The sequence below is a fragment of the Micromonospora sp. CA-259024 genome, assembly GCF_050936255.1.
Taxonomy (GTDB): Bacteria; Actinomycetota; Actinomycetes; order Mycobacteriales; family Micromonosporaceae; genus Micromonospora.
On the sequence record NZ_JBNJND010000002.1, the window covers coordinates 2,227,739 to 2,248,315 of the forward strand.

General features: G+C 69.4%; 11 protein-coding genes. 7 read left to right on the plus strand and 4 right to left on the minus strand.

Translation table 11 applies throughout. From position 1 onward, the window contains the following. Positions 1–41: 41 nt before the first annotated feature. Positions 42–2,342 (minus strand): esterase-like activity of phytase family protein, encoded by a 2,301-nt coding sequence (locus tag ACQEUX_RS29910; RefSeq protein ID WP_433055447.1) that lies wholly within the window; start codon positions 2,340–2,342, stop codon positions 42–44. Positions 2,343–2,529: 187 nt separating this feature from the next. Between ACQEUX_RS29910 and ACQEUX_RS29915 the strand changes: the two genes are divergently transcribed. From ACQEUX_RS29915 to ACQEUX_RS29935, 5 genes are all read left to right on the plus strand, one after another. Next, complete coding sequence (locus ACQEUX_RS29915) at positions 2,530–3,282, plus strand: TIGR03089 family protein (protein WP_433055450.1); 753 nt, start codon at positions 2,530–2,532, stop codon at positions 3,280–3,282. Positions 3,283–3,441: 159 nt separating this feature from the next. After that, positions 3,442–4,395, plus strand: coding sequence for a zinc metalloprotease (locus ACQEUX_RS29920; protein ID WP_433055452.1), 954 nt, complete (start codon positions 3,442–3,444; stop codon positions 4,393–4,395). A gap of 200 nt (positions 4,396–4,595) precedes the next feature. Next, positions 4,596–5,315: a hypothetical protein gene (locus ACQEUX_RS29925; protein ID WP_433055455.1), complete on the plus strand. Its 720-nt coding sequence runs from the start codon at positions 4,596–4,598 to the stop codon at positions 5,313–5,315. A gap of 114 nt (positions 5,316–5,429) precedes the next feature. Next, positions 5,430–10,415 (plus strand): carbohydrate-binding protein, encoded by a 4,986-nt coding sequence (locus ACQEUX_RS29930; protein WP_433055458.1) that lies wholly within the window; start codon positions 5,430–5,432, stop codon positions 10,413–10,415. Positions 10,416–10,736: 321 nt separating this feature from the next. Continuing rightward, positions 10,737–11,420 carry a hypothetical protein gene (locus tag ACQEUX_RS29935; protein ID WP_433055461.1) on the plus strand — a complete coding sequence of 228 codons (684 nt, stop codon included), beginning with the start codon at positions 10,737–10,739 and terminating at the stop codon, positions 11,418–11,420. 109 nt (positions 11,421–11,529) lie between these two features. Here the strand turns inward: ACQEUX_RS29935 and ACQEUX_RS29940 are convergent, their stop codons facing one another. Continuing rightward, positions 11,530–15,621 (minus strand): hypothetical protein, encoded by a 4,092-nt coding sequence (locus ACQEUX_RS29940; protein ID WP_433055464.1) that lies wholly within the window; start codon positions 15,619–15,621, stop codon positions 11,530–11,532. Between the two features lie 1,030 nt (positions 15,622–16,651). On the opposite strand from ACQEUX_RS29940, the gene ACQEUX_RS29945 reads away from it, so the two are divergent. Then, positions 16,652–16,858, plus strand: coding sequence for a GntR family transcriptional regulator (locus tag ACQEUX_RS29945; RefSeq protein ID WP_433057241.1), 207 nt, complete (start codon positions 16,652–16,654; stop codon positions 16,856–16,858). Positions 16,859–16,917: 59 nt separating this feature from the next. Here the strand turns inward: ACQEUX_RS29945 and ACQEUX_RS29950 are convergent, their stop codons facing one another. Then, on the minus strand, positions 16,918–17,526 hold the full coding sequence (locus ACQEUX_RS29950) for a hypothetical protein (RefSeq protein ID WP_433055467.1): 609 nt from the start codon (positions 17,524–17,526) through the stop codon (positions 16,918–16,920). A gap of 259 nt (positions 17,527–17,785) precedes the next feature. Beyond that, positions 17,786–19,465 (minus strand): DNA repair helicase XPB, encoded by a 1,680-nt coding sequence (locus tag ACQEUX_RS29955; protein ID WP_433055470.1) that lies wholly within the window; start codon positions 19,463–19,465, stop codon positions 17,786–17,788. 173 nt (positions 19,466–19,638) lie between these two features. On the opposite strand from ACQEUX_RS29955, the gene ACQEUX_RS29960 reads away from it, so the two are divergent. After that, complete coding sequence (locus ACQEUX_RS29960; RefSeq protein ID WP_433055473.1) at positions 19,639–20,517, plus strand: L,D-transpeptidase family protein; 879 nt, start codon at positions 19,639–19,641, stop codon at positions 20,515–20,517. Positions 20,518–20,577: the final 60 nt, after the last annotated feature.

Here is a 20,577-nt window from a genome sequence, read left to right on the forward strand (position 1 = left end):
CGCCCGCCCTTCAACGAGGTGGGCGCCGGGCAGCTACCGGATCAGCGGCGCCCGAACACCTGCCGGCTGGAGCCGAGGCGCAGGAGGACCGTCTCACCGGTGGCGTCCTGCACCGCGTCGTTGTCGGTGATCGCGTACACCTCGCCGTTGCCGGCCACGGTCAGACCCTCCAGCTTCTCCTGGGTCCACCCGTTGCTGGCGCGCAGCGCCGGCAGTACGTCGACGGCGAGCGTCTTCGGCAGCACCGTCAGCGGGCCGGTCGCCGCCGCACCCGGCAGCGGCACCGTGTAGACGCGCTTGACTGCGGCGGCCGGGCCGTTCAACTTGTCCCGCTCGATGATCGCCAGCCGGTCGCCGACCACGGTGATCTCGGAGAGGCCCATCCAGTCGCCCGGCACGCTGGTGCTGCCCAGCTGGTAGCCGAACCAGCTCCAGGAGCCCGCCGCCACGTCGTACCGGCCGAGCCGGACGATGCCGGCCGGGTCGGTGCTCAGCTCCCGCTGCACGGCCACCCAGACGATCTCCCGGCCCTGCCGGTCGGTGGTCGCCGTGACGCCCTCCAGGCCCTGCTTGCCCAGCCCGGCGGCGATCTCGGCGGGCAGTGCGACGGTCTGCCGCGTCACCCCGGCCGGGTCGAGCCGGACCAGCTTGTTCTCCGCGCCCTTGGCCCCCTCGACGGCGAGCCAGAAGCCGCCCTGCGGACGGGCGAAGATGCCCTCCGCGTCGTACCCGACCGGCGCGCCGGTTGCGTCCTTCACCGGCAGCGCACCGGTGATCACGGCCGGCGTCCGCTTCGCGTCGATCGTGAGGATGCGGGTCTGGCTGTACGCGGCGTCGGTCACGCTGTAGAGCTGGTCCCGCTCGCCCGGTGCGGCGCTCAATGCGCCGAGGGCGCCCCAGCCGATCGGCGTACCCGACCTGTCCGAGGCGGAGACGATGCTCGGGAACGCCGGGGTGCCCTTGCCGAGATGGAAGAGCGACACCGAGGCCCGGACGTTGACCGAGGCGTCGTCCTCCTCGCTGGAGACGGCGAGCAGACCCCGCGACGGGATGGGCAGCAGCCCTTCCGGGCCGTTCGTGGTCGGCAGCACCTGCTTGAACACCGGGGTGGTCGGGCGGCTGAGGTCGTAGACGGCGACGAAGTTGCTCCGCTCCGAGCCGACGAACGCGTACCGCACACCGTCGTACTCGGCGACGGCCACACCCTCCGGCTCGGTGCCCTTCTTGCCGGCCCGGTCCTCGTTGTGCAGCCCGTACGTGACGGCGAGGCGCTCGAAGGTGTTGCCGGCGTCCCAGGCGACCCGCCCGCTGCGGCTGTCGACGATGGACCAGCCGCGGGTGCCGCCGTGCCAGTCACCCTCGTTGGCCGTGGCGAGGTAACGGTCGTCGACCCAGGCAACCGCGTCCGGCTCGCGCGGTACGTCGGTGATGCTGCCGGTCAGGTCGATGACACCGTCCTTCTTGGTGTCGATCCCGCTGATCGTGGCGGTGCCGGCGCTGAACACCCGGGTGATCCGACCGGTGGGCAGGTCGACGAGGGCGACGCCGTTGTTCTCCTGGAGGGTCACCGCCAGCTCGTTGCGGCTGTTGATCGAGACGTACTCCGGTTCCGGGTCCGTCGGCGCGGCGAGGCCGGCCTGGACCAGCGCGGGCAGCGCGCTCCCGTCGGCGCTGGTCAGCGCGACCGGCCGCAGCCGCCAGCCAGCCGGGGACCTACCGGCGAGATCGACGATCTGCACGAAACCAGCCGGTGCCTGCGGCAGGTCGCCCTCCTCGCCGCCGGGCGGGGTGGCCTCCTCGTCGCGCTCGTTCTCGATGGCGATCGCCGCGTACCGCTTGTCCTTGCTGATCGCGATCGAGTCGGGCTGGCCGCCGAGGTCGAAGCTGGCCACCCGCTGGCGACTGGCCAGCTCGATCACGTCGAGTCGACCGGACGGCGCGGTGTAGCTGCCACTGGTGTTCACCACGACCAGCACGTACCGGCCGACCACGGCGACCGAGGTGGGCTCGTCCTCGGCGTTGCCGAGCTGCGCCAGGGAGAGCGTGCCGAGGCCGCGCGGCCGGTCGGCACGGGAGATGTCCAGGAACCCGATGCGCCGGGCCAGCGCGTCGGTGTGGATCAGGGTTCGGCCGTCCTCGCTGACCGCCGAGATCTCGGCGACCGTGGCGGTCGCCGGGTCCGCACCGGCCGGACGGTTCTGGAACACCGGGTACGTGGCGACCCGGTCGAAGGCGAGCGACCTGGCTGGGTGGTGGTGCGCGCCGGCCGACACGGGGGTGGCCCCGGTCAGGCTGGCGGCGGCGACACCGGCTGCGGTGAGCGCGGTGAATGCTCTTCTCACTGACAAGGAGTTCCTCCGTCTGCTGGTACCCGGACGGAGGCTGGCACCCGAGAGGGAGCATCAGCTTGCGCGGACGTGAACAGCCGGCGAAGTGCGGCGCAGCCGCCACCAGGCGCCACCGACCAGGGTCAGAGTGACCAAGGTCGTTGAGTAGGGTGGGGCGACGTCGCACTTGGGGAGCGTGGAGATGCAGCCAACCGCCACGACCGACCTGTCGGTTCCGCCCGCCGGCGCCGAGCGCCCACTGCTCAGCTACCGCGACGAGGCGACCGGCGAGCGCGTCGACCTGACCGCACACCAGGTTGGTTCCTGGGCGGCGCGCAGCGCGAGTCTGCTGCGGGACGGCTGCGGGCTTGGCCCGGGCAGCCGCGTAGCGGTGCTGCTGCCGCCGCACTGGCGTACCGCCGCGGTGTTGCTGGGCGCCTGGGCCTGCGGCCTGGCGGTGTCGTTCCGGCCCCGCGCCACCGCGGGCCTGCCGGTCCTGGAACCGGGCGGCGACCGCCCGTTCGACGCGGTCTTCGTGACGCCGGAGCGGCAGGACGACTGGCTGGAGGACGTGCCCGACGCCCCACACCGCTACCTCGTCGGCACCGGCCCGGGCCGGTTGACCGACGTGCCGTTGGGCTGGTTGGACTGGTCGGCCGAGGTGCTCCGCCACCCCGACGTCACGCCCGACCACACCGCCATCCACCCGTCGGACCCGGCCAGCGCGGACGGCACCACCTACGGCCAGTGGGGTGCGATCGCCAAGGGCATCGCCGAGACGCTGGACCTGCGCGCCGGTGACCGTCTGCTGGTCGACGCCGCCGAGCACGAGCAGCCGCTCAAGTGGTTGCTCGCGCCGCTCTCCGCTGGCGCGTCCGTGGTCATCAGCGCCAACCTCGACCCGGCGCGGCGGGACGCGGTCGCCGCCGCCGAGCAGGTGACCCGGGTCCTCTGATCTTCGCCGGACCGGCTCCAACAGCGTTCCGCGACCCTGTTCTGTTACATCGACATCTGCCCTGCTCAGAGGGTCTTTTGTCGATGCCGTCGGCGTGTTCTCATACCCGGACGACGATGTCATCGACCCGCGCCGCTTCCCTCACTGAAAGGTGCACCGATGCACAGGAGACCGACCTTCCGACTGGCCGTCCTCACCGCGTCCGCGGCGACGCTCCTGGCGTCCGGGGGCGCGTACGGCGCGGTGGGCCTGGCCGCGCCGGCGACCGCCTCCCCGGGCGTCGTGGCGTGTGAGCCCGGCGCCGACGCGCATGGCGCCGCCCGGGTCGCCGAGGGCGCCACCGCGCAGGAGCCGGAGCTGTACGCCAAGAACGAGGCCAACGCCTACGGCGTGATCAAGGATGTGCCGCGCCTGGCCAACGGCAGCGTCACCGTGCCGACGGTCTTCCACATGGTCTCCGACCACCCGCTCACCGCGGCCGAGACGACCAGGTGGAACACCCTCATCGCGGCGCAGATGACGGTGCTCAACGACTCGTTCGCGGGCCGCACGGCGGCGAACGCCTCCGACACGCCGTTCCGGTTCTCGCTCGTCGACACGACGTGGACGGTGAACGCCGACTGGTACACGGTCGTGCCGGGCAAGAACGAGCGGGACATGAAGAAGGCGCTGTACACCGGCGACTCCCGCACCCTGAACGTGTACGCGGCCAACATCGGCGGTGGGCTCCTCGGCTGGGCGTACTTCCCGAAGGGCTACAACAACGGTCGCGACTTCATCGACGGCGTGGTGATGCTCGACGAGTCGATGCCGGGTGGCACGGCCGGCAAGTACGCCCTCGGTGACACGCTGACGCACGAGGTCGGGCACTGGCTGATGCTGGAGCACACCTTCGCGCACGGCTGCTCCGCGTCCGGCGACTTCGTCGCGGACACCCCGCGCGAGGCGGCGCCACAGTTCGACTGCCCGGTGGGCGCGGACACCTGCAGCGCACCAGGGCTGGACCCGATCCACAACTTCATGGACTACACGCAGGACTCCTGCATGAACATGTTCACCGCTGGGCAGGCGGACCGGATGAGCGACGCCTGGGTGGCGTTCCGCGCCGGGTAGCTCGGCACGAGTCGGGGCCGGCGGGTCGCAATGTGGCGACTCGTCGGCCCCTTCTCGCATGTAGTTGATCAACTAACTGTTCACCCCCACAGCGTCCGCTTCTCATCAGGTCTGCCTGGCGAGTTCGCGCAGAACCGGCAAGGTCTCTGATCGGCCGCGCCCACCGGCGTGCCACAGCACCTGTAGACCGGAGCGCTGGCATGCCCTCAACCGCACGGTGGCCCCGCCGCGTCGTGGCGGGCCTCCTCACGGCGGTGGCGTTCACCCTGACCCTGGTCGCCCTGGCCGTCCCCGCCGGAGCCCATCCGTACGGCTACCCGCAGACCGTGACCATCGCCGCGGACCCGGACCACCGTGAGGTGCTGCACGTCCGGTGGAAGGTCGGCGGCGTCGACGAACTGACCCTGCTCGGCGTCCAACTCGGCCTGCTGCCGCAGGAGCGCGTCATGCTCGACGGCGCGATCTCCTTCCAGGCGTCGGACGCCACCGTCCTCGGCTCGTCCGAGCAGTTCGCGAGCTACCTGCTCAGGCAGATGACCGTCAGCGACGGTGGACGCTCGTGCGCCGGCGCCGTCGAAGCGCCGGTCGACCTCGTCGAATCCGGTGTGAACGTCGACTACACCTGCCCGGGGCCGGTCGGCAAGGCTCGCATCGAGATCCGGATGCTGGCCGACCTCGACCCCGCGTACCAGACGGTCGCAACCGGCCCGGGCGGCGAGCGCCAGGTGTACGGCCCCGGTCGGTACGCGCACGACTGGGTGCTCGGCGACGTGCCGGAGGTGAGCGACGCGGGCGTCGGCAGCAGCATCGCCCCGCGGATCGCCACGGTCATCGGCGGCGTGCTGCTCGTCGCGGTCGTGGTGCTGCTGAGGCGCCAGGCACGTCGCCGGCGGGCCGCACCCGCCCGACCGACGTCCTGAGACAAGCCACCCGTGGTGGCCCCCCTGCCCGCCGCAGTCGGCATCACGGTGTTCGGCATCGGCGTGACCGCAGTCGTTGCGGTTCTTCGCACGAGTCAAAGGAGAATCCTCGCCATGACGCACGAACCACGTGCGCGTAGAAAGCGAACACGCGGGCTCCTGTCCGCGCTCGCGCTCGTCCTCATCGCCGGACCGGCGACGGCCTTCAGCCCCACGCTGGCAGGGGCGGAGACGGCCCCGACCAGCGGCAACGCACCCCTGATCAACCTGAGCGGCGGGCAGAACATCGAGGGCGCGGTCCCCGTCGTCGTCGAGCCGGTCACGGAGAACGACTCCGTCACCACGCTCGCGGTCGACGGCGACAAGATCGACGCTGACCGGACCGCCGGCACCGCCCACTTCGCCTTCGAGATGGGTGGCAACGGCACCGAGGCCCGCTACCGCAACTACATCACCGTCAACGGTCACACCGCCGAGGCGGACCGGGTCTACCTTCCGAACATCCCGGGCGGGCAGGTCGGCACCCTCGACTTCCCCGGCGACTGGCTGCGTCCGGGGGCGAACACCGTCACCGTCCAGGCGGGAGCCAACTGGGTCGACTCGACCACCAAGACCGCCGTCGGCTACGAGGAACTGCCGAACGGTGAGGGAGGCCGCTGCCCCAACTACGACGACTACGCGTTGAGCAGCATCAGCCTCAGCCTGCTCGGCGTGGTGGCCGACGGCGAGCAGAACCTGTTCAGCTACAGCTTCGGTGACGGCACCTGTGGCAGCTCGGCGAAGCTGCTGAAGCAGGACCTGACCTTCGTCATCTCCGGGGAGCCGGGCAGCACGTCCGGCCTGCGCACCGACCTCGACACCACCAAGCTCGCCAACGGTACGCACACCGTCAGCGCGACAACCCAGTCGGGCGCGAAGACGACCGTGACGGTCGACGTCAACAACGCCCCGGCCGGCGCGGCAGTGGTCACCCCCGGTGACGGCGCCCGCGTACGTGGAACCCGGCCGGTCATCGCCGCGCTGCCCAGCGGTGGAAAGGACCACGTCGAGTCGCTGGCCATCGACGACAAACCCGCCGAGAACGCGGAGACGCTGGCCGCCGGCACCGCCACCCTCGGCCTCACCGTCGAGGCCGGCAACTCGGTCGAGGCGCGCTACCACAACTACGCGCTGGTCAACGGTCACCGGTTCGACCTCGGCGGTGACTACGGCGCCACCGGCGCGGAGGCCGTCAAGCTGGCGTTCCCGACCCGGTTCCTGCACCTGGGTGACAACGTCGTCGAGATCAGGACCGGCGACTACAACGGCACCGTGAGCGGTGCGACCTGCGCCAACCACGACGACTTCAAGCTCACCCGGGAGGCGACGAGCCTCACGCTGAGCACGACGGGCACGGTGACGGCCGGCACCACGTACATCGTCACCACCAGCGGCACGACCGTGACGAAGGCGGAGACGACCGCCGCCTCGCTGGCGCTGGGCGACGGCACCTGTGCGGCCAACAAGGACGCCGAGTTCCACTTCACCATCGACGGCGCGCCGACGACGCGTACGGTCGACACCCTCGGCAGCGGCGGTGACGCGCACCTGAAGGTGTTCGTCGGTGGCAACGGCAGCGACAACGGCTACGACAACACGGTGCTGATCAACGGCATCCCGCTGGAGATCGGGATGTGGGAGAAGGAGGTCGCCGACCTCACCTTCCCGAACGAGTGGCTGGTGCCGGGCGTCAACGCCGTGGAGTTCGTCGCGGGCAACGACCACGGCAGCGCCAAGCCGGGCGGCTGCGACAACTACGACGACTTCACGCTGCGGGACTTCCAGCTGCTGCCCACCGGCGCGAAGGCGGTCCAGCTGACCCGGTCGATCGCGCAGACGACGGTCACCATCGGCTCGGGGAGCTACCCGCCAGGCTCGCAGGTGACCACGTACATCGGTGACGGCACCTGTGGCAGCAGCTTCAACGGTGCGCTGACCACGATGGTCCTGTTCGACGTCACCGCGCCGGACGGCGCGGTGCTGCCGGCGCTGGGCAAGCGCGCGGACGTCGACACGACGACGATCGCGGACGGCGCCCACACCATCAGGGCGGTCGTCGGGGACAAGACCTCGACGCGGCGTTTCACCACCGACAACACCGCCCCGGAGATCGACAGCAGTGTCCCGGCGGCCGGGCAGCGGCTGACCTCGACGGTCGCGCTCAACATCAAGATCAAGGACGCCACCGGGGTGGCCGGTACGCCGGCCATCACGCTGGACGGCGCCGCCGTCAAGCAGGGCGACCAGATCGGCCACGGCCTGCCGGCCGGGGAGCACACCATCGCGATGACGGCCACCGACGCGCTCGGCAACACCGCCACCCGTGAGGTGCGCTTCACCAGCGCGAGCATCCCGGATGTCCCGACCGAGCTGAACGCGACCGTCAAGGACACCGACCCGCTCTCGGCGGAGCTGTCCGCCCGGATCCCCGGCGCGCAGGGTGTCGGGCTGACCGCCACCTTCACCAAGGCGGACGTGGTCCTGCCGACCAACGGCTACCAGGGCGAGGCAGCCGACGTGCCGACCACGCTCGACGTCCAGCACGACAGGAGCGTGGACGTCACCTCGCTGCGTCCGCTCGACGGCACGACGATCGACACCCCGTCCAGCCGGGGGGTGGTCTTCCAGCGGTACGACCTGCCGCTGGGGGCGACCAGGCAGGAGCCGACGCTGCGCTGGTCGGGCACCATCGACCCGGCGCGGATCGTGGCGCTGCGGGCGTGGAACCCGGCCACCGACAAGTGGGTCGTCCTGACCTCCGCGCGTGGGCAGGCCGGGCACGAGACGGTCCTGACCGCGCCGGTGGAGGCTGGCTACCAGGACGGCGGCGTCGTCCACGTGCTGGTCACCGGCGAGGACCCGTTCGCCGACGACCTGTCCCCGCACGACGAGTCAGCGCAGATCGACAAGGATCGCTTCGAAGACCCCAACTCGTACGACTTCTCGCTGGCACACTTCACCGACACCCAGTACATCACCGAAGGTGCGGCCGGCGGTACGTACGACGACTTCGACGGCAAGGCCGAGCCCTCGGACGTCGAGACGGCCGAGGAGCAGGCGATCTGGTCGGCGGCGTACCGCGACCAGATGCAGTGGATCGCCGACAACGCGGACAGCCGCAAGATCGCCTACGCCGCGCACACCGGCGACGTCATCGAGAACGACTACTACGATCCGCTGGCCACCAACCCGGACGGCTCGCTGAAGCGGCCCGGTCTGCACGAGCAGGTGGAGAGGGAACTCGCCACCGCCTCGGGCTTCCAGAAGATCCTCGACGACAACGGCGTCGTCAACCAGGTCATCGCGGGCAACCACGACGACCAACTCGGTGCCGAGACGGGCCCCACGTCCCGGTTCAGCAGGACCTTCAGTGCCGATCGGTACTACGGGACGGCGAAGTCCTGGCCGAAGGGCACCGAATACCACGCGTGGGACGAGGCCACCAACGCCGACGGCTCCGTCACGCCGGGCAAGGACAACCAGAACAACTACCTGCTCTTCTCCGCCGGTGGCCTGGACTTCGTCGCGGTCGGCCTGTCGTACGGCGTGACGCCGGCCGAGGCGAAGTGGGCTGACTCGATCTTCAAGCGGTACCGGGACCGCAACGGGATCCTGCTCTCCCACGACTACCTGAAGCCCTCGGCCAACCCCGACGGACGCGGGGCGGACTTCTCCGCTCCCGACGGCTCGCCGCTCTTCAAGCAGGTCGTCGAGACGAACCCGAACGTCTTCCTGGTCCTCGCCGGCCACGAGCATGGCGTCGGCACCAACCTGAAGTCGAAGATCGGCGTCACCGTCAGCCACGACGTCGTCGAGCTGCTGGCGGACTACCAGTTCTACACGGTCACCGCCGGGGAGCTCTGGCCGAACCAGGTCGCCGCGGACGGCACCATCGACGTCAACGGCGACGGCATCCCGGACCACAAGGCCACCGACCGGTTGCAGTTCGGCGCGAGCTTCCTGCGCCTGCTGCAGTTCGACGTGGACCGCGCCGAGATGCACATCGACACCTACTCGCCGTTCCTGAAGAACTTCGGGGCGACCGAGTACGACATCCGCCAGGACGGCAGCCAGACCAAGCCGCGGTACAACGGCTCGGAGGACAACCTGACGCTGCCGGTGGACCTCACCACCCGCAAGACGTCGTTCGCCACCGACTCGCTCGCCGCGTACGTGCCGTCCGGCACCGTCGGCACCGACGAGGTGACCTCGAACGGTGTCGCCACCGCGACCTGGGACAAGCTCCTGCCGGGCACCTCGTACGGCTGGATCGTGTCCGCGAAGAGCGCCGACGGGGGCGAGGCGGTGGCCCAGCCGGCCGTGTTCCGTACCGCCAAGCAGGTCCCGACGATGACCGTCACCGCCGCCCCGACCAACTGGGGCACCGCGGCGACGGTGACCGTGCGGGTCGCGGCCGGCAGTACGCCGGTCACCGGCGCGGTGGAGTTGCGCGAGGGTACGACCGTTCGCGGCTCGGCCACGCTGACCAACGGCGCGGCGACGTTCACCCTCCCGGTGGGCCTCGCCGGCGGCCAGCACACGCTGGCCGCCTCGTACCCGGGCAGCGACCACCTCACCGCCGTGCAGGCCACCGCCACCCTGACGGTGAACCTGCCGGCGGAGTGGAGTTCGTCGACGGTCTACAACGACGGCGACCGGGTGACCTACCAGGGCCGGGTCTTCCGGGCCTCCTGGTACACGAAGAACCAGAAGCCGGGTGCCGACGCCAACGGCGCATGGCAGGAAATCGCCATGACCGAGGACGGCACCGCGATCTGGACCCCGTCGCGGATCTTCAACTCGGGCGACTTCGCCATCTACGACGGCAAGAAGTGGCGTGCCCAGTGGTACACCCGCAACCAGAAGCCGGGTGACCGCAACGGCTCCTGGGAGGAGATCGCCCCGACCCCGCCGGACAACAGCCCGGCCGGCTGGACGTCCACGCGGGTCTACAACGCCGGCGACAGGGTGTCCTTCAAGGGCCACGTCTACGAGGCGAAGTGGTGGACACGCGGCCAGGAGCCAGGCGACACGAACGGCCCCTGGAAGCTGATCAAGTAAAGAGGTTCGCGATACGCCGGCCCGGGACCGCTGCTGGTCCCGGGCCGGTGCGCACTCCGACCCCGCGCCTTGATCGACTCGGTTTTCAGGAAGTCGGGGTATCAACATGCCTCGGATACCGCGACTTTCAGCAAACGGAGTCGATCAGGGCCGCGCGGGTGCGTCACCCGTCCGGTGGAGGCCATTCGTTCCGCCCGCTCTCACGTTTTTCCTGCTCCTACGCTTCGCCGAAGACACGCGCGGTCGGGCACCGGCCGCTTTTCCGACACCGGCGGAGGGCAGATGGGGTTGCGGCGTACACGTCGGACTGTGGTTGCGGCGGTGGCCGGCGCTCTGTTCGCCCTCGGTGTGGTCGCACCGGGTCCGGCGGCGGCGCCGCTGCCTCGCGCGGCCCAGGCCGACGGCCCTACCGACCCCGACCCGCGCGAGCCGCGCCCACCGCTGCTCCCCGCCGACTTTCAGGGCGCCGGCCGGTACATCGTGCGTGACCTCGGCATCGACGTGCCGTTCAGCTGGCAGGGCCGGGACGGCAACAGCCAGATGACCGCCGGCGGCCCGGAGCATCCGATCTGGTTCACGAACCTGATCTACGAGAACACGCTCTACACGCTCACCTACAGGTGGCCGAACATCCCGCTGTTCCCGCCACGCGCGTGCAGCAAGATCCCGGGATTCTTCAACCGCCAGATCTTCAACGACAGGCTGAAGACCGCCCGCTACGTGGGGCCGGAGATCCTGCAGGGTGCCAACGACCGGCACGTCGACCATTGGCGGGTCGGGGTCGTCGGAGGCTCCACCGTGCCGGGGGAGTTCTTCCGGTTCCCGATCGCGCTCGGCGACATCTACGTCGACCAGCACGACCCGAGCCGGTGGTGGCAGGTGTTGCAGTTCGGCCTGCAGAACCTCTTCGACCCGGAGCTGGACGAGTGGTTCACCCTGGACACCTTCGACCACCGCCCCGGCGAGGTCACCCTCCCCGACCGCTGCCCACCCCCCACGTCGTAGCGCGTCCCGCCGCACGCCCGGGCGGTGGCAAGATCCTCTACGGCTGCTGCCGTTGCCGCCTCATCCGTTCCTTCTGGTGACTTGGGCTCAACGACACGGCTCTGGCCTTTCAGGCGAGGTCCAGGAATTCGTCAGCGACCTCCGTTAGTGCAGCTGGCTGGACTTGAACCAGAGCCCTCAACGGAGCCGTCCAGCTGCCCAGACGGAACGCCCACGCGATGAGCATCGGTCCATGGGCAGCGTCCATTTCTGCCAACGTGGCCAGCGCCGCTGCCTGTCGCTCCGAATTTCCGATCGAGCGGGCCAATTTCTCGGCACCCACGTTGTCGCCGCTGGCCATTGTTGTTCTGGCGAGCCTGGTCAGCACCGACGCCTGCCGCTCCTGATTGCGTATCGACTGGGCCAACACCTTGGCCGACTCGACGTTCCCGGCTTCCATCGCCGTCCTTGCCAGCGCGGCCAACGTGGACGCCTGCTGATCCGGGCGGCCAATCGAACGGACCAGCTTCTGGGCCCACTCGATCTTGCCGCCTGCCACAGCCATCTCCGCAAGCGTGAGAGAAATCTGTGCACGCTGGTTCCGGTTGCTGATTGAACGAACCATTTCCTCGGCTTGGTCAGCCAGCGCACTGGCCCGCTCAGCATCGCCGACCACCGCCATTGCAACTGCCAGCCGTACCAACGCCCGCGCCCGGCTGTCCAGACGTTCGATGAGGTGGACCAACTCCTCGGCCCGGTGAGCAAGCGCCCAGACCGGCTCACTGCACCCTGCCCCGGCCGTCGAGATCATGACTGCTGTCAAGGCTCTCGCCCGACTCTCCGGATTGTCGATCAATTGGGCAAGCCTGGTGGCCCGATCGATGTCACCGGTCGCAGCAACCGCCGCAACCAGCACGCCCATCACCCGGGCACGCCGGTCCAGATGGTTGATCGACCGAGCCAGCTCTTCCGCCCGGTCGGCCAGAGCGCCCGCCTTCTCGGTATCACCAGCGTTGGCGACCGTCGTTACCAGAGCCGCCAACGCCGGCACCTGCCAGTCGCTGCGGTCAATCGAGGAGACCAACGCTTCCGCTCGCTCCGCGTCGCCCTGTGCAGCCACCGCCTCCGCCAGCGCGCTGAGCGCCTCTGCCTGCTGCTTGGGACGCTGAACGGACCGCACCAACGCTTCTGCCTGTTCGATCTGGCCAGCCGCAGCGATCCGTCGGGCAAGAGCGGTCACCACTGACGCCTGCCGGTCGGGGCTCCTGATCGAGCGGACGATCGCCTCCGCCCGTTTCGTGTTGCCGTCGGCGGCCGCGGTCTCCGCCATGCCTGCCGCCGTTTCCGCTATCGCGGTCATCGCTTTGGCCCGCTCCTGACGGCGACCAATTGAGCGGGCCAACATCTCTGCCCGCTCAATCTCGCCCGCTGCGGCCATCGCCGACACAAGCGCACCTAAGGTCCACTCCCTGCGACTTCGGTTGGTGATCGAACGGGCCAGGTTCTCCGCCTGCTCAATCTCGCCCGCTGCGGCCATCGCTGGCACCAGCGCAGATAGCGCCTGCTCCTGTCGGTCGCGGTTCGTGATCGAACGGACCAACATCTCTGCCCGCTCAATCTCGCCCGCTGCGGCCACCGCCGGCGCGAGCGCACATAGCGCCCGCTCCTGGCGGTCACGGCCGCTGATCGAACGCACCAGCCCTTCGGCCCGCTCGATTTCGCCTGCCGCAGCCATCACTCGCACCAGGGATGCCCAGGCTTCTGCTTCCAGCCTTCCACCGCTTATCGAACGCACCAGTGTCTCTGCCCGATCGAAGTCGCCGGCCGCTGCCAGCGCCGGGGCCAGAGCGGCCAGCGTCCGCCCCCGCCGGTCCGGGTCGCTGACCGAACGAGCCAGTTCCTCGGCGTGGTTAGCCAGCGCACCGGCCCGGTCCGCGTCGCCGGCCTCCGCGACAGCCCTCGCCAACTCACTGAGCGCCCACGCTTTTCTGTCCGGGCGAACCATCGAGTTGACTGCCTTCTCGGCCCGGTCGGCCAGCACAGTCGTCCGCTCGGAGTCGTAAACTCGGCCGGCTGCCGCGACCATGCCAATCAACGCCTGCGCTCGGTCAGTCGGGTCCATCGAATGAATCAGGTTTTCAGCACCCTCGACCAGCGCCCCAGCCCGCTTGGCGTCGCCTGCCTGGGCGACTGCCCCGGCGAGGACGATCCAGACCTGCGCCCGCTGGTGTGGGTCAGGAAGCGAGCGAATCAGATCCTCGGCCTGATCAGCCAACGCACCAGCCCGCTCGTCGTCGCCCGTTGCGGCCAGCGCCCTCATCGCGGCGATCAATGCGCGCGCCCTCGGCTCAGGTTGACCGATCGAGCAGGCCAGGGTGTAGGAGCGATGACTGTCGCCTGCTGCGGCCACCGCCGCCGCCAGTCCGGCCAACGCCCGCGCACGCCTCTCCGCACCGTCAATCGAGCGAACCAGTTCCTCGACGCGGTCTGCCAGCCCGCCAGCCCGCGCGGTGTCGCCTGCTGCGGCCACCGCCACGACTAGGCCAGCCAGCGCCCACGCCTGCCAGTCGGGGCGGTCGGCCGCGCGAACCAACTCCTCGACGCGGTCAGCCAGCCCGCCAACCCGCTCAGCGTCGCCTGCCTGCGCAACTGCCCCGGCCAGGGCGATCCATACCTGCACCCGCCGGTGTGGATCAGCGACCGAGTGAATCAGCGCCTCAGCGCGGTCGGCCAGCACGCCAGCCCGCTCGACGTCGCCATCTCTGGCGACCGTCGTCGCGAGATCAGCCAACGCCAACGCCCGCCGACCGGGTTGGTCGATGGAGCGTGCCAATGCCTCGGCCCGAACAGGCTGGCCGAGGGATGCCCAGACCGCGGGTAGCCCGGTTGGAATGGTGGCGTTGCGTCCCGCGAGGTTGTCTCGATGAATGGCAAGGCGAGCCATGTCCAGTAGGTCAGGATCGGGCTGGGCGAGAATGACGTCCTGAGTGGTGGTGATTTCAGCGAGAGCAGCGGTGTCGCCCCCGGTGATGTCGAGCATCCGATCGTGTCGGTGAGGGTCCACGGCACAGGCGATCATCCTCGATACGTCGCCGGTGGCAAGCAGCATCCGGTAGTAGCCACGCAGCAGATATTCGGGGGTGCCGGCCGGCCATCGTTGCTCCCGATAGGTGTCGGCCCAGACGTGTAGACGCCGCCGGTAGCCCTGCAGGCGCGCCTGGCCAAGGCGCTCAACCGCGGCATTCTGCAGTTCTTCGTGACCGAGCACGTACAAGTCGGGTCTCGTGTTGGGCTGCCAGCGGCTCTGGCGTTGAGTGAACGAACGACCGGCCACGGTACTGAGGTGGCCCTCAACCTGCCAGGCCGGCCAGCCGGTCAAGTCAGCAAGGTCGTTGGCGCTGAGGCCGCCCACAGCGGCTGTGAGAAGACCTAGCAGGTCCTGCTCGCCTGGAGCGCCCGCCAGCAGCCTCGCCAACTCCCGCAGCATGTCTGCCCTGTTCACCTCCGCCTGTCGTGACCTGATCAGTGGTCGAACAATCTGGGGATCGCGTAACGGATGACCATCTGGCACGTCGGTGGGGATCGGGGGGTTCGGGCGCCCGGAAATGATGATGCGCATACCGGCCGGCGGCGTGGCCGGCAGTAATGCGGCGATGCTGTGCGCGTCCGACCCGACAGTCACGCCACGATCCTCATCCAAGCCGTCGATGAGCAAGATCAGTCGCTCACCTCGTGTCTGGCAGGTCTCGGCAGCGCGGTCGAGTAGATCGAGAAAGTTCTGGTCGCGAGTCGCGTCCGTGTAGTGGGCCGGCATCGGCTCGCCAAGCAGTTCGGCAAGTTGCTCGATGACCACGTCGGTGAAGGCAACGCGGTCACTTTGTCCAGCCCATCGGGCCGTTATGAAGAACGAGATGAGCCGTACCCCGTGCGGCGGGTGCAGGACGAACCACGACATCAATGCCGACTTGCCGGCCCACGCGTCCGCACGCCACCACCGATAGCCGGCGGCATCAGGCAGCGTGCAAAACGCCGTGAGCTCGGCCAGTTCCTGTTCCCGGTTCAGCAGAACGGACGGGGCGATGCGTTGCACCTGCTGGCGGTAGGCCGACCGGGCGACAGGCCGCGAGTCGATGGTGACTGGCCCCTTGATGACGCCGGTGTTGGCGAATCCGCCGCTGTCAGCTATCGCGTTGCCGGTATCGCGGGCTACTGCCTCGGGCAATCGTCTCAAGCTCACCGCGAGCCCTTTCGCCGTGCCGGGCCTCGATGTCAAGGGTGGAGGTTCACACCGCTGTTGGCGCTGCCGCCGTTACTAGCCCGAGCGTCACCGGTGCGATCCGCAACCGCTGGTCCTGCGATCGTGGACGAGCCCGTCACCCCGCTGTTCGCTCGGCTGCCCGGCCCACCTGCCGTGGCACTGCCGGTGTTGCCGGCACGGTGGCCTGGGCTATTGCCCGGCAACGCCGCCCACACCGCCACGCCTAGCGCCGCTACCGCGGCTAGAGCCGACGCTACGGTAGCGATTTGATCTGCTTGGTCCCACTGGCTGAACGCGAAGGTCGCTCCGAGCGCTCCTACCACGAGACACGTCACCAGGATTGCTACCCGCCGCGCAGTCACCCCCACATCATGCGCTTCGCGACATCAATTGGACAGGCTCCGATGGGGCCCGTCCCACGCGGTGTTCAAGATGCCCTGGGCCGGACAACCCCGCCAGGACGGCAGCCAGCCCAAGCCGCAGCTCAACGGCTCGGAGGGCAACCCCACCCTGCCGGTGGACCAAGACGTCCACCGCCCCGGCGAGGTCACCCTCCCCGACCGCTGCCCACCCCACGCCGTGACCCATCGCCCGCTTCTCGACTGCGTTGATCAAGAAGTTTGCGTCATCATCAGGCCGATCGATGACGCAAACCTCTTGATCAACGCGGGCGGGGTCGGGTTTGGGGTGGACTCCGGTTACAGGGCGAACAGCAGGCCCGCGCCGGGGAGCGCGGCGGGTGGAGTCTCGACGTGTCGGATCTTGGCGGCGATGTGAGACCAGCGCGAGAGGCGCCAACCGACCGCAGCAGCACCGCGTCACCGAGAGCGACGGTATCGACACTGAGTCACCTATGCCAAGCATGTCTTCGAGTCAGCTACCCACCTACGCCACTCGCGCTACATACGTTGCGTGCGTCGAAGCGGCTGATCAATACTGGGCGAGCCAACCGACTGCAAGGGCTCTACGTGCCTATCCCACCCACGATGCCGAGCTGCTCGACGATCTCCTGAAGAAGATCAAGGACGGGACCTATCCCCCTGGATCGCAGCTCCCGTCCGGGCGCGCGCTGGCAGACGAGTACGACGTCTCACAGTCCACAATCAGTCGTGCAGTGGCGAAGCTGCGGCAACAGGACGTGCTCGTCGGTCGTCCGGGTCGAGGCGTCTTCGTCGCGGAGTCCAAGTCCACCCGGCGCTGACCCGGCTCGTCGGCCTTGCGTCATGATCCGGTTCAGGTCTTCTCCGTTGCCTGGATCACTCAGCCCTGGAGTCGCTGCGCCCAGTAGACCTGTCCGTCCGGCCCCATGGAGACCAGAGCCAACAGCAGGTCGGACATCCCAACCGGAGCGGTGGCTACCGTCGGCTTCCGACCAGGCTCATCCACGTACGGGAAACGCGCGACGAATGTCAGCGGCGAAACCTTCTCGTCGAACACACCAAGTCTGTTGCCGTTGCTCCGCCACTCGCTGTCCCCAACCTTGACGTCGCCCGCACCTCGCAACCAGGCATAGCGTTCGGCGATCCTGTTATCGACGCCGGCGCTACCGACGCTGACGTCCTCCTGCGGATCGGAGACGACGAAGTCGCCCGGCTTGCGGTTGCTGCGCTTGTCGATGAGGAATACCGCGAAGTAGCCGCCATCGAGTGGCTCGGGAGGCGGCTGCCAGGTGACCCGGCCCAGCACCAGCTGGTCACGTTCGTCGGAGACCAGCGGCGGACGGGTCTTCTCGCCGAGAGCCGCCTGCGCCTCCGCGTAGCTGACGAGGCTGAGCGAGGAGGTGACGGCCAGGGCTGCCGGACCGTACGGCGGGTGGTTGTGCGTCCACCGCCAGGCGGCCATTCCTGCCACCGCCACGGTGGCTGTCACGATGACCGCCAGGGACGACCGAGCCCTCCGCCACGACATGCGCGACAGTGAACCATGCGATGACAACGACCGGCTGTACCCCCCGGATCCGGCCGATTCGTTTACGACATCAGCTCGATAGCGAGCGCGAGAGACACCACGTCCCCGGGCCGCGCCCGCGCCCAGGGCGCTGATCGACTCGGGTTACAGGAAGTCGGGGTATCAAAGCGCCTCGGACACCGTGGCTTCCTGAAAACTGGGTCGATCAAGGTCGCGCGGGTCAGTCGACCGTCGGGAGCTTCGGGCCGAGGACGTCGTCCGCGTCGACGATCGTGTACGCGTACCCCTGCTCGGCCAGGAAGCGCTGCCGGTGCGCGGCGTACTCCGTGTCGATCGTGTCCCGGGAGACCACCGTGTAGAAATGCGCCTGCCGGCCGTCGGCCTTTGGCCGGAGCACCCGCCCCAACCGCTGCGCCTCCTCCTGGCGTGACCCGAACGTCCCCGACACCTGGATCGCCACCGCCGCCTCGGGCAGGTCGATGGAGAAGTTGCCGACCTTCGAGATCACCAGCGTGCGGATCTCACCGGTGCGGAACGCGTCGAACAGCCGCTCCCGCTCCTTGTTGGTGGTCGAGCCCTGGATGATCGGCGCGTCAAGATACTCGCCGAGCTGGTGCAGCTGGTCGATGTACGCGCCGATCACCAGCACCTGGTCGTCCGGATGCCGGTCGACCAGCGCCTTCACCACCGGCAACTTCGTGCGGGCGGTCGCCGCCATCCGGTAGCGCTCCTCGGCCTCCGCCGTCGCGTACGACATCCGCTCCGCGTCGGTGAGGGTCACCCGAACCTCGGTGCACTCGGCCGGGGCGATCCAGCCCTGCGACTCGATGTCCTTCCAGGGCGCGTCGTACCGCTTGGGGCCGATCAGGCTGAACACGTCCCCCTCGCGGCCGTCCTCGCGTACCAGAGTCGCCGTGAGGCCCAGCCGGCGGCGGGCCTGGAGGTCCGCGGTGAACCGGAAGATCGGCGCGGGCAGCAGGTGCACCTCGTCGTAGACGACCAGGCCCCAGTCGCGGGCGCCGAACAGGTCCAGGTGAGTGAAGGCGCCGCCGCGCCGCGAGGTGAGCACCTGGTACGTGGCGATGGTGACCGGGCGGATCTCCTTGCGCTCGCCGGAGTATTCCCCGATCTCCTCCTCGGTCAGCGACGTGCGGGCGATCAGCTCCCGCTTCCACTGCCGGCCGGCGACGGTGTTGGTGACGAGGATCAGCGTGGTCGCCTTCGCCTCGGCCATCGCCGCCGCCCCGACCAGGGTCTTGCCGGCCCCGCAGGGCAGCACCACCACACCCGACCCGCCGGCCCAGAACGCCTCGACAGCCTCCCGCTGGTACGACCGCAGCGTCCACGGCTTGCGGCCGTCCTTGCCGGCCTCGGCCAGCTCGATCGGGTGTGCCTCACCGTCGACGTAGCCGGCCAGGTCCTCCGCCGGCCAGCCCAGTTTGAGCAGGGCCTGCTTGAGTCGGCCGCGCTCGGACGGGTGCACCCGGATGGTGTCGTCGTCGATCTTGTCGCCGAGCATTCCGGCGAGCTTCTTGCTCTTGGCCACCTCGATCAACACCAGCCGGTCCAGCGCGCGTAGCACCAACCCGTACGCCGGGTCGTTGGCGAGCTGGAGCCGGCCGTACCGGTCCATCGTCTCGGCCACGTCCACCAGCAGGGCGTGCGGCACCGGATAGCGGGAGTACTTGATCAGCGAGTCGACCACGCCCTCGGCGTCGTGCCCCGCGGCCCGTGCGTTCCACAGGCCCAGCGGCGTCAACCGGTAGGTGTGCACGTGCTCCGGTGAGCGCTCCAGCTCGGCGAAGGGCGCGATCGCCATCCGGCAGGCCTGCGCGTCGGGGTGGTCGATCTCCAGCAGCAGGGTCTTGTCCGACTGCACGATCAGTGGTCCACCGCTCACGCCAGCGTCCTCTCCTCGGTTGGCCGTCCGGCCGGAACGGGTCGCATACCCGCCGCTGGCCGACCATCCAGTGTTGCACGTCGTGAGATGTCGGAAGAAAGATGCTCACCGGCCGCAACCGTGACGGCACTGACGAACGTCTAGTAAAGGGACGACTCTCAGGGGGAGGTGCCATGCAGCGTGTCCGGATAATTCCCCGGCTGGTCGCCCTGGTGGTGGTCGTGCTGGTCGGCGCCGGTGCGTGCGCGTTTGATCCGCAGTCCGACGGGAGTGGTGGCGGGGGAGCCGCCCCAGTCGGTGCGGCGGAGCAGGCAACGGGGGCGAGCGAAACGCCCGGTCCGGACCAGCGCGGCCGGCCCACGCCCGCCGTCCCCACCCCGACACCCTCCCGGACGCCCACGCCGAAGCCGACCCGCAAGGCGCCCACGCCGACCCCCGGCACCGGTACGCCGACCGCCGCCGGCTGCCCGCAGGGCCAGCACCAGCGCGAGGTGGAGACGTACCTGGCCCGGTTAGGCGGGTTCGGGGCGGTGACCGTGGACGGTCGGCAGTCCGCCGCCGACTGCGCCGCGATCAAGAAGTTCCAGAAGAGGTACGGCATTCGCCCCGTCGAGGGTCGCGCCGGACCGACCACGTACGACGTGGCCCAGCGCCTCGCCACCACCGACCCGACCCGCTGCGGGGTCGGCACGGGCACCACGTTCTGCGTCGACCTGACCCGGCAGACCGTCTGGGCGATCCGGGGCGGCAAGGTGATCATGGAGCCGACGGTGACCCGCACCGGAATGTCCGGCTACCGCACCCCGGCCGGCACGTTCACCGTCAACTTCCGCAACCCGAAGGAGTGGTCCGACCCGTACGAGGTGTGGCTGCCGTACTGGCAGCACTTCACCCAGGGCATGGGCTTCCACGAGACCACCACCTACCTGCACGACAAGTCGATCGGCTCGCACGGGTGCGTCAACCTGCTGCACGCCGACGCCGTCCGGATGTGGGAACTGGGCAAGGTCGGCACCCGGGTGGTGCTGATCGGCCGGCGTCCCGGCACCTGACCGACACGCGCCGAATCGGGGGTGTCACCCCCTGTCCGACCGGTCTTTCGAGTGTCACCC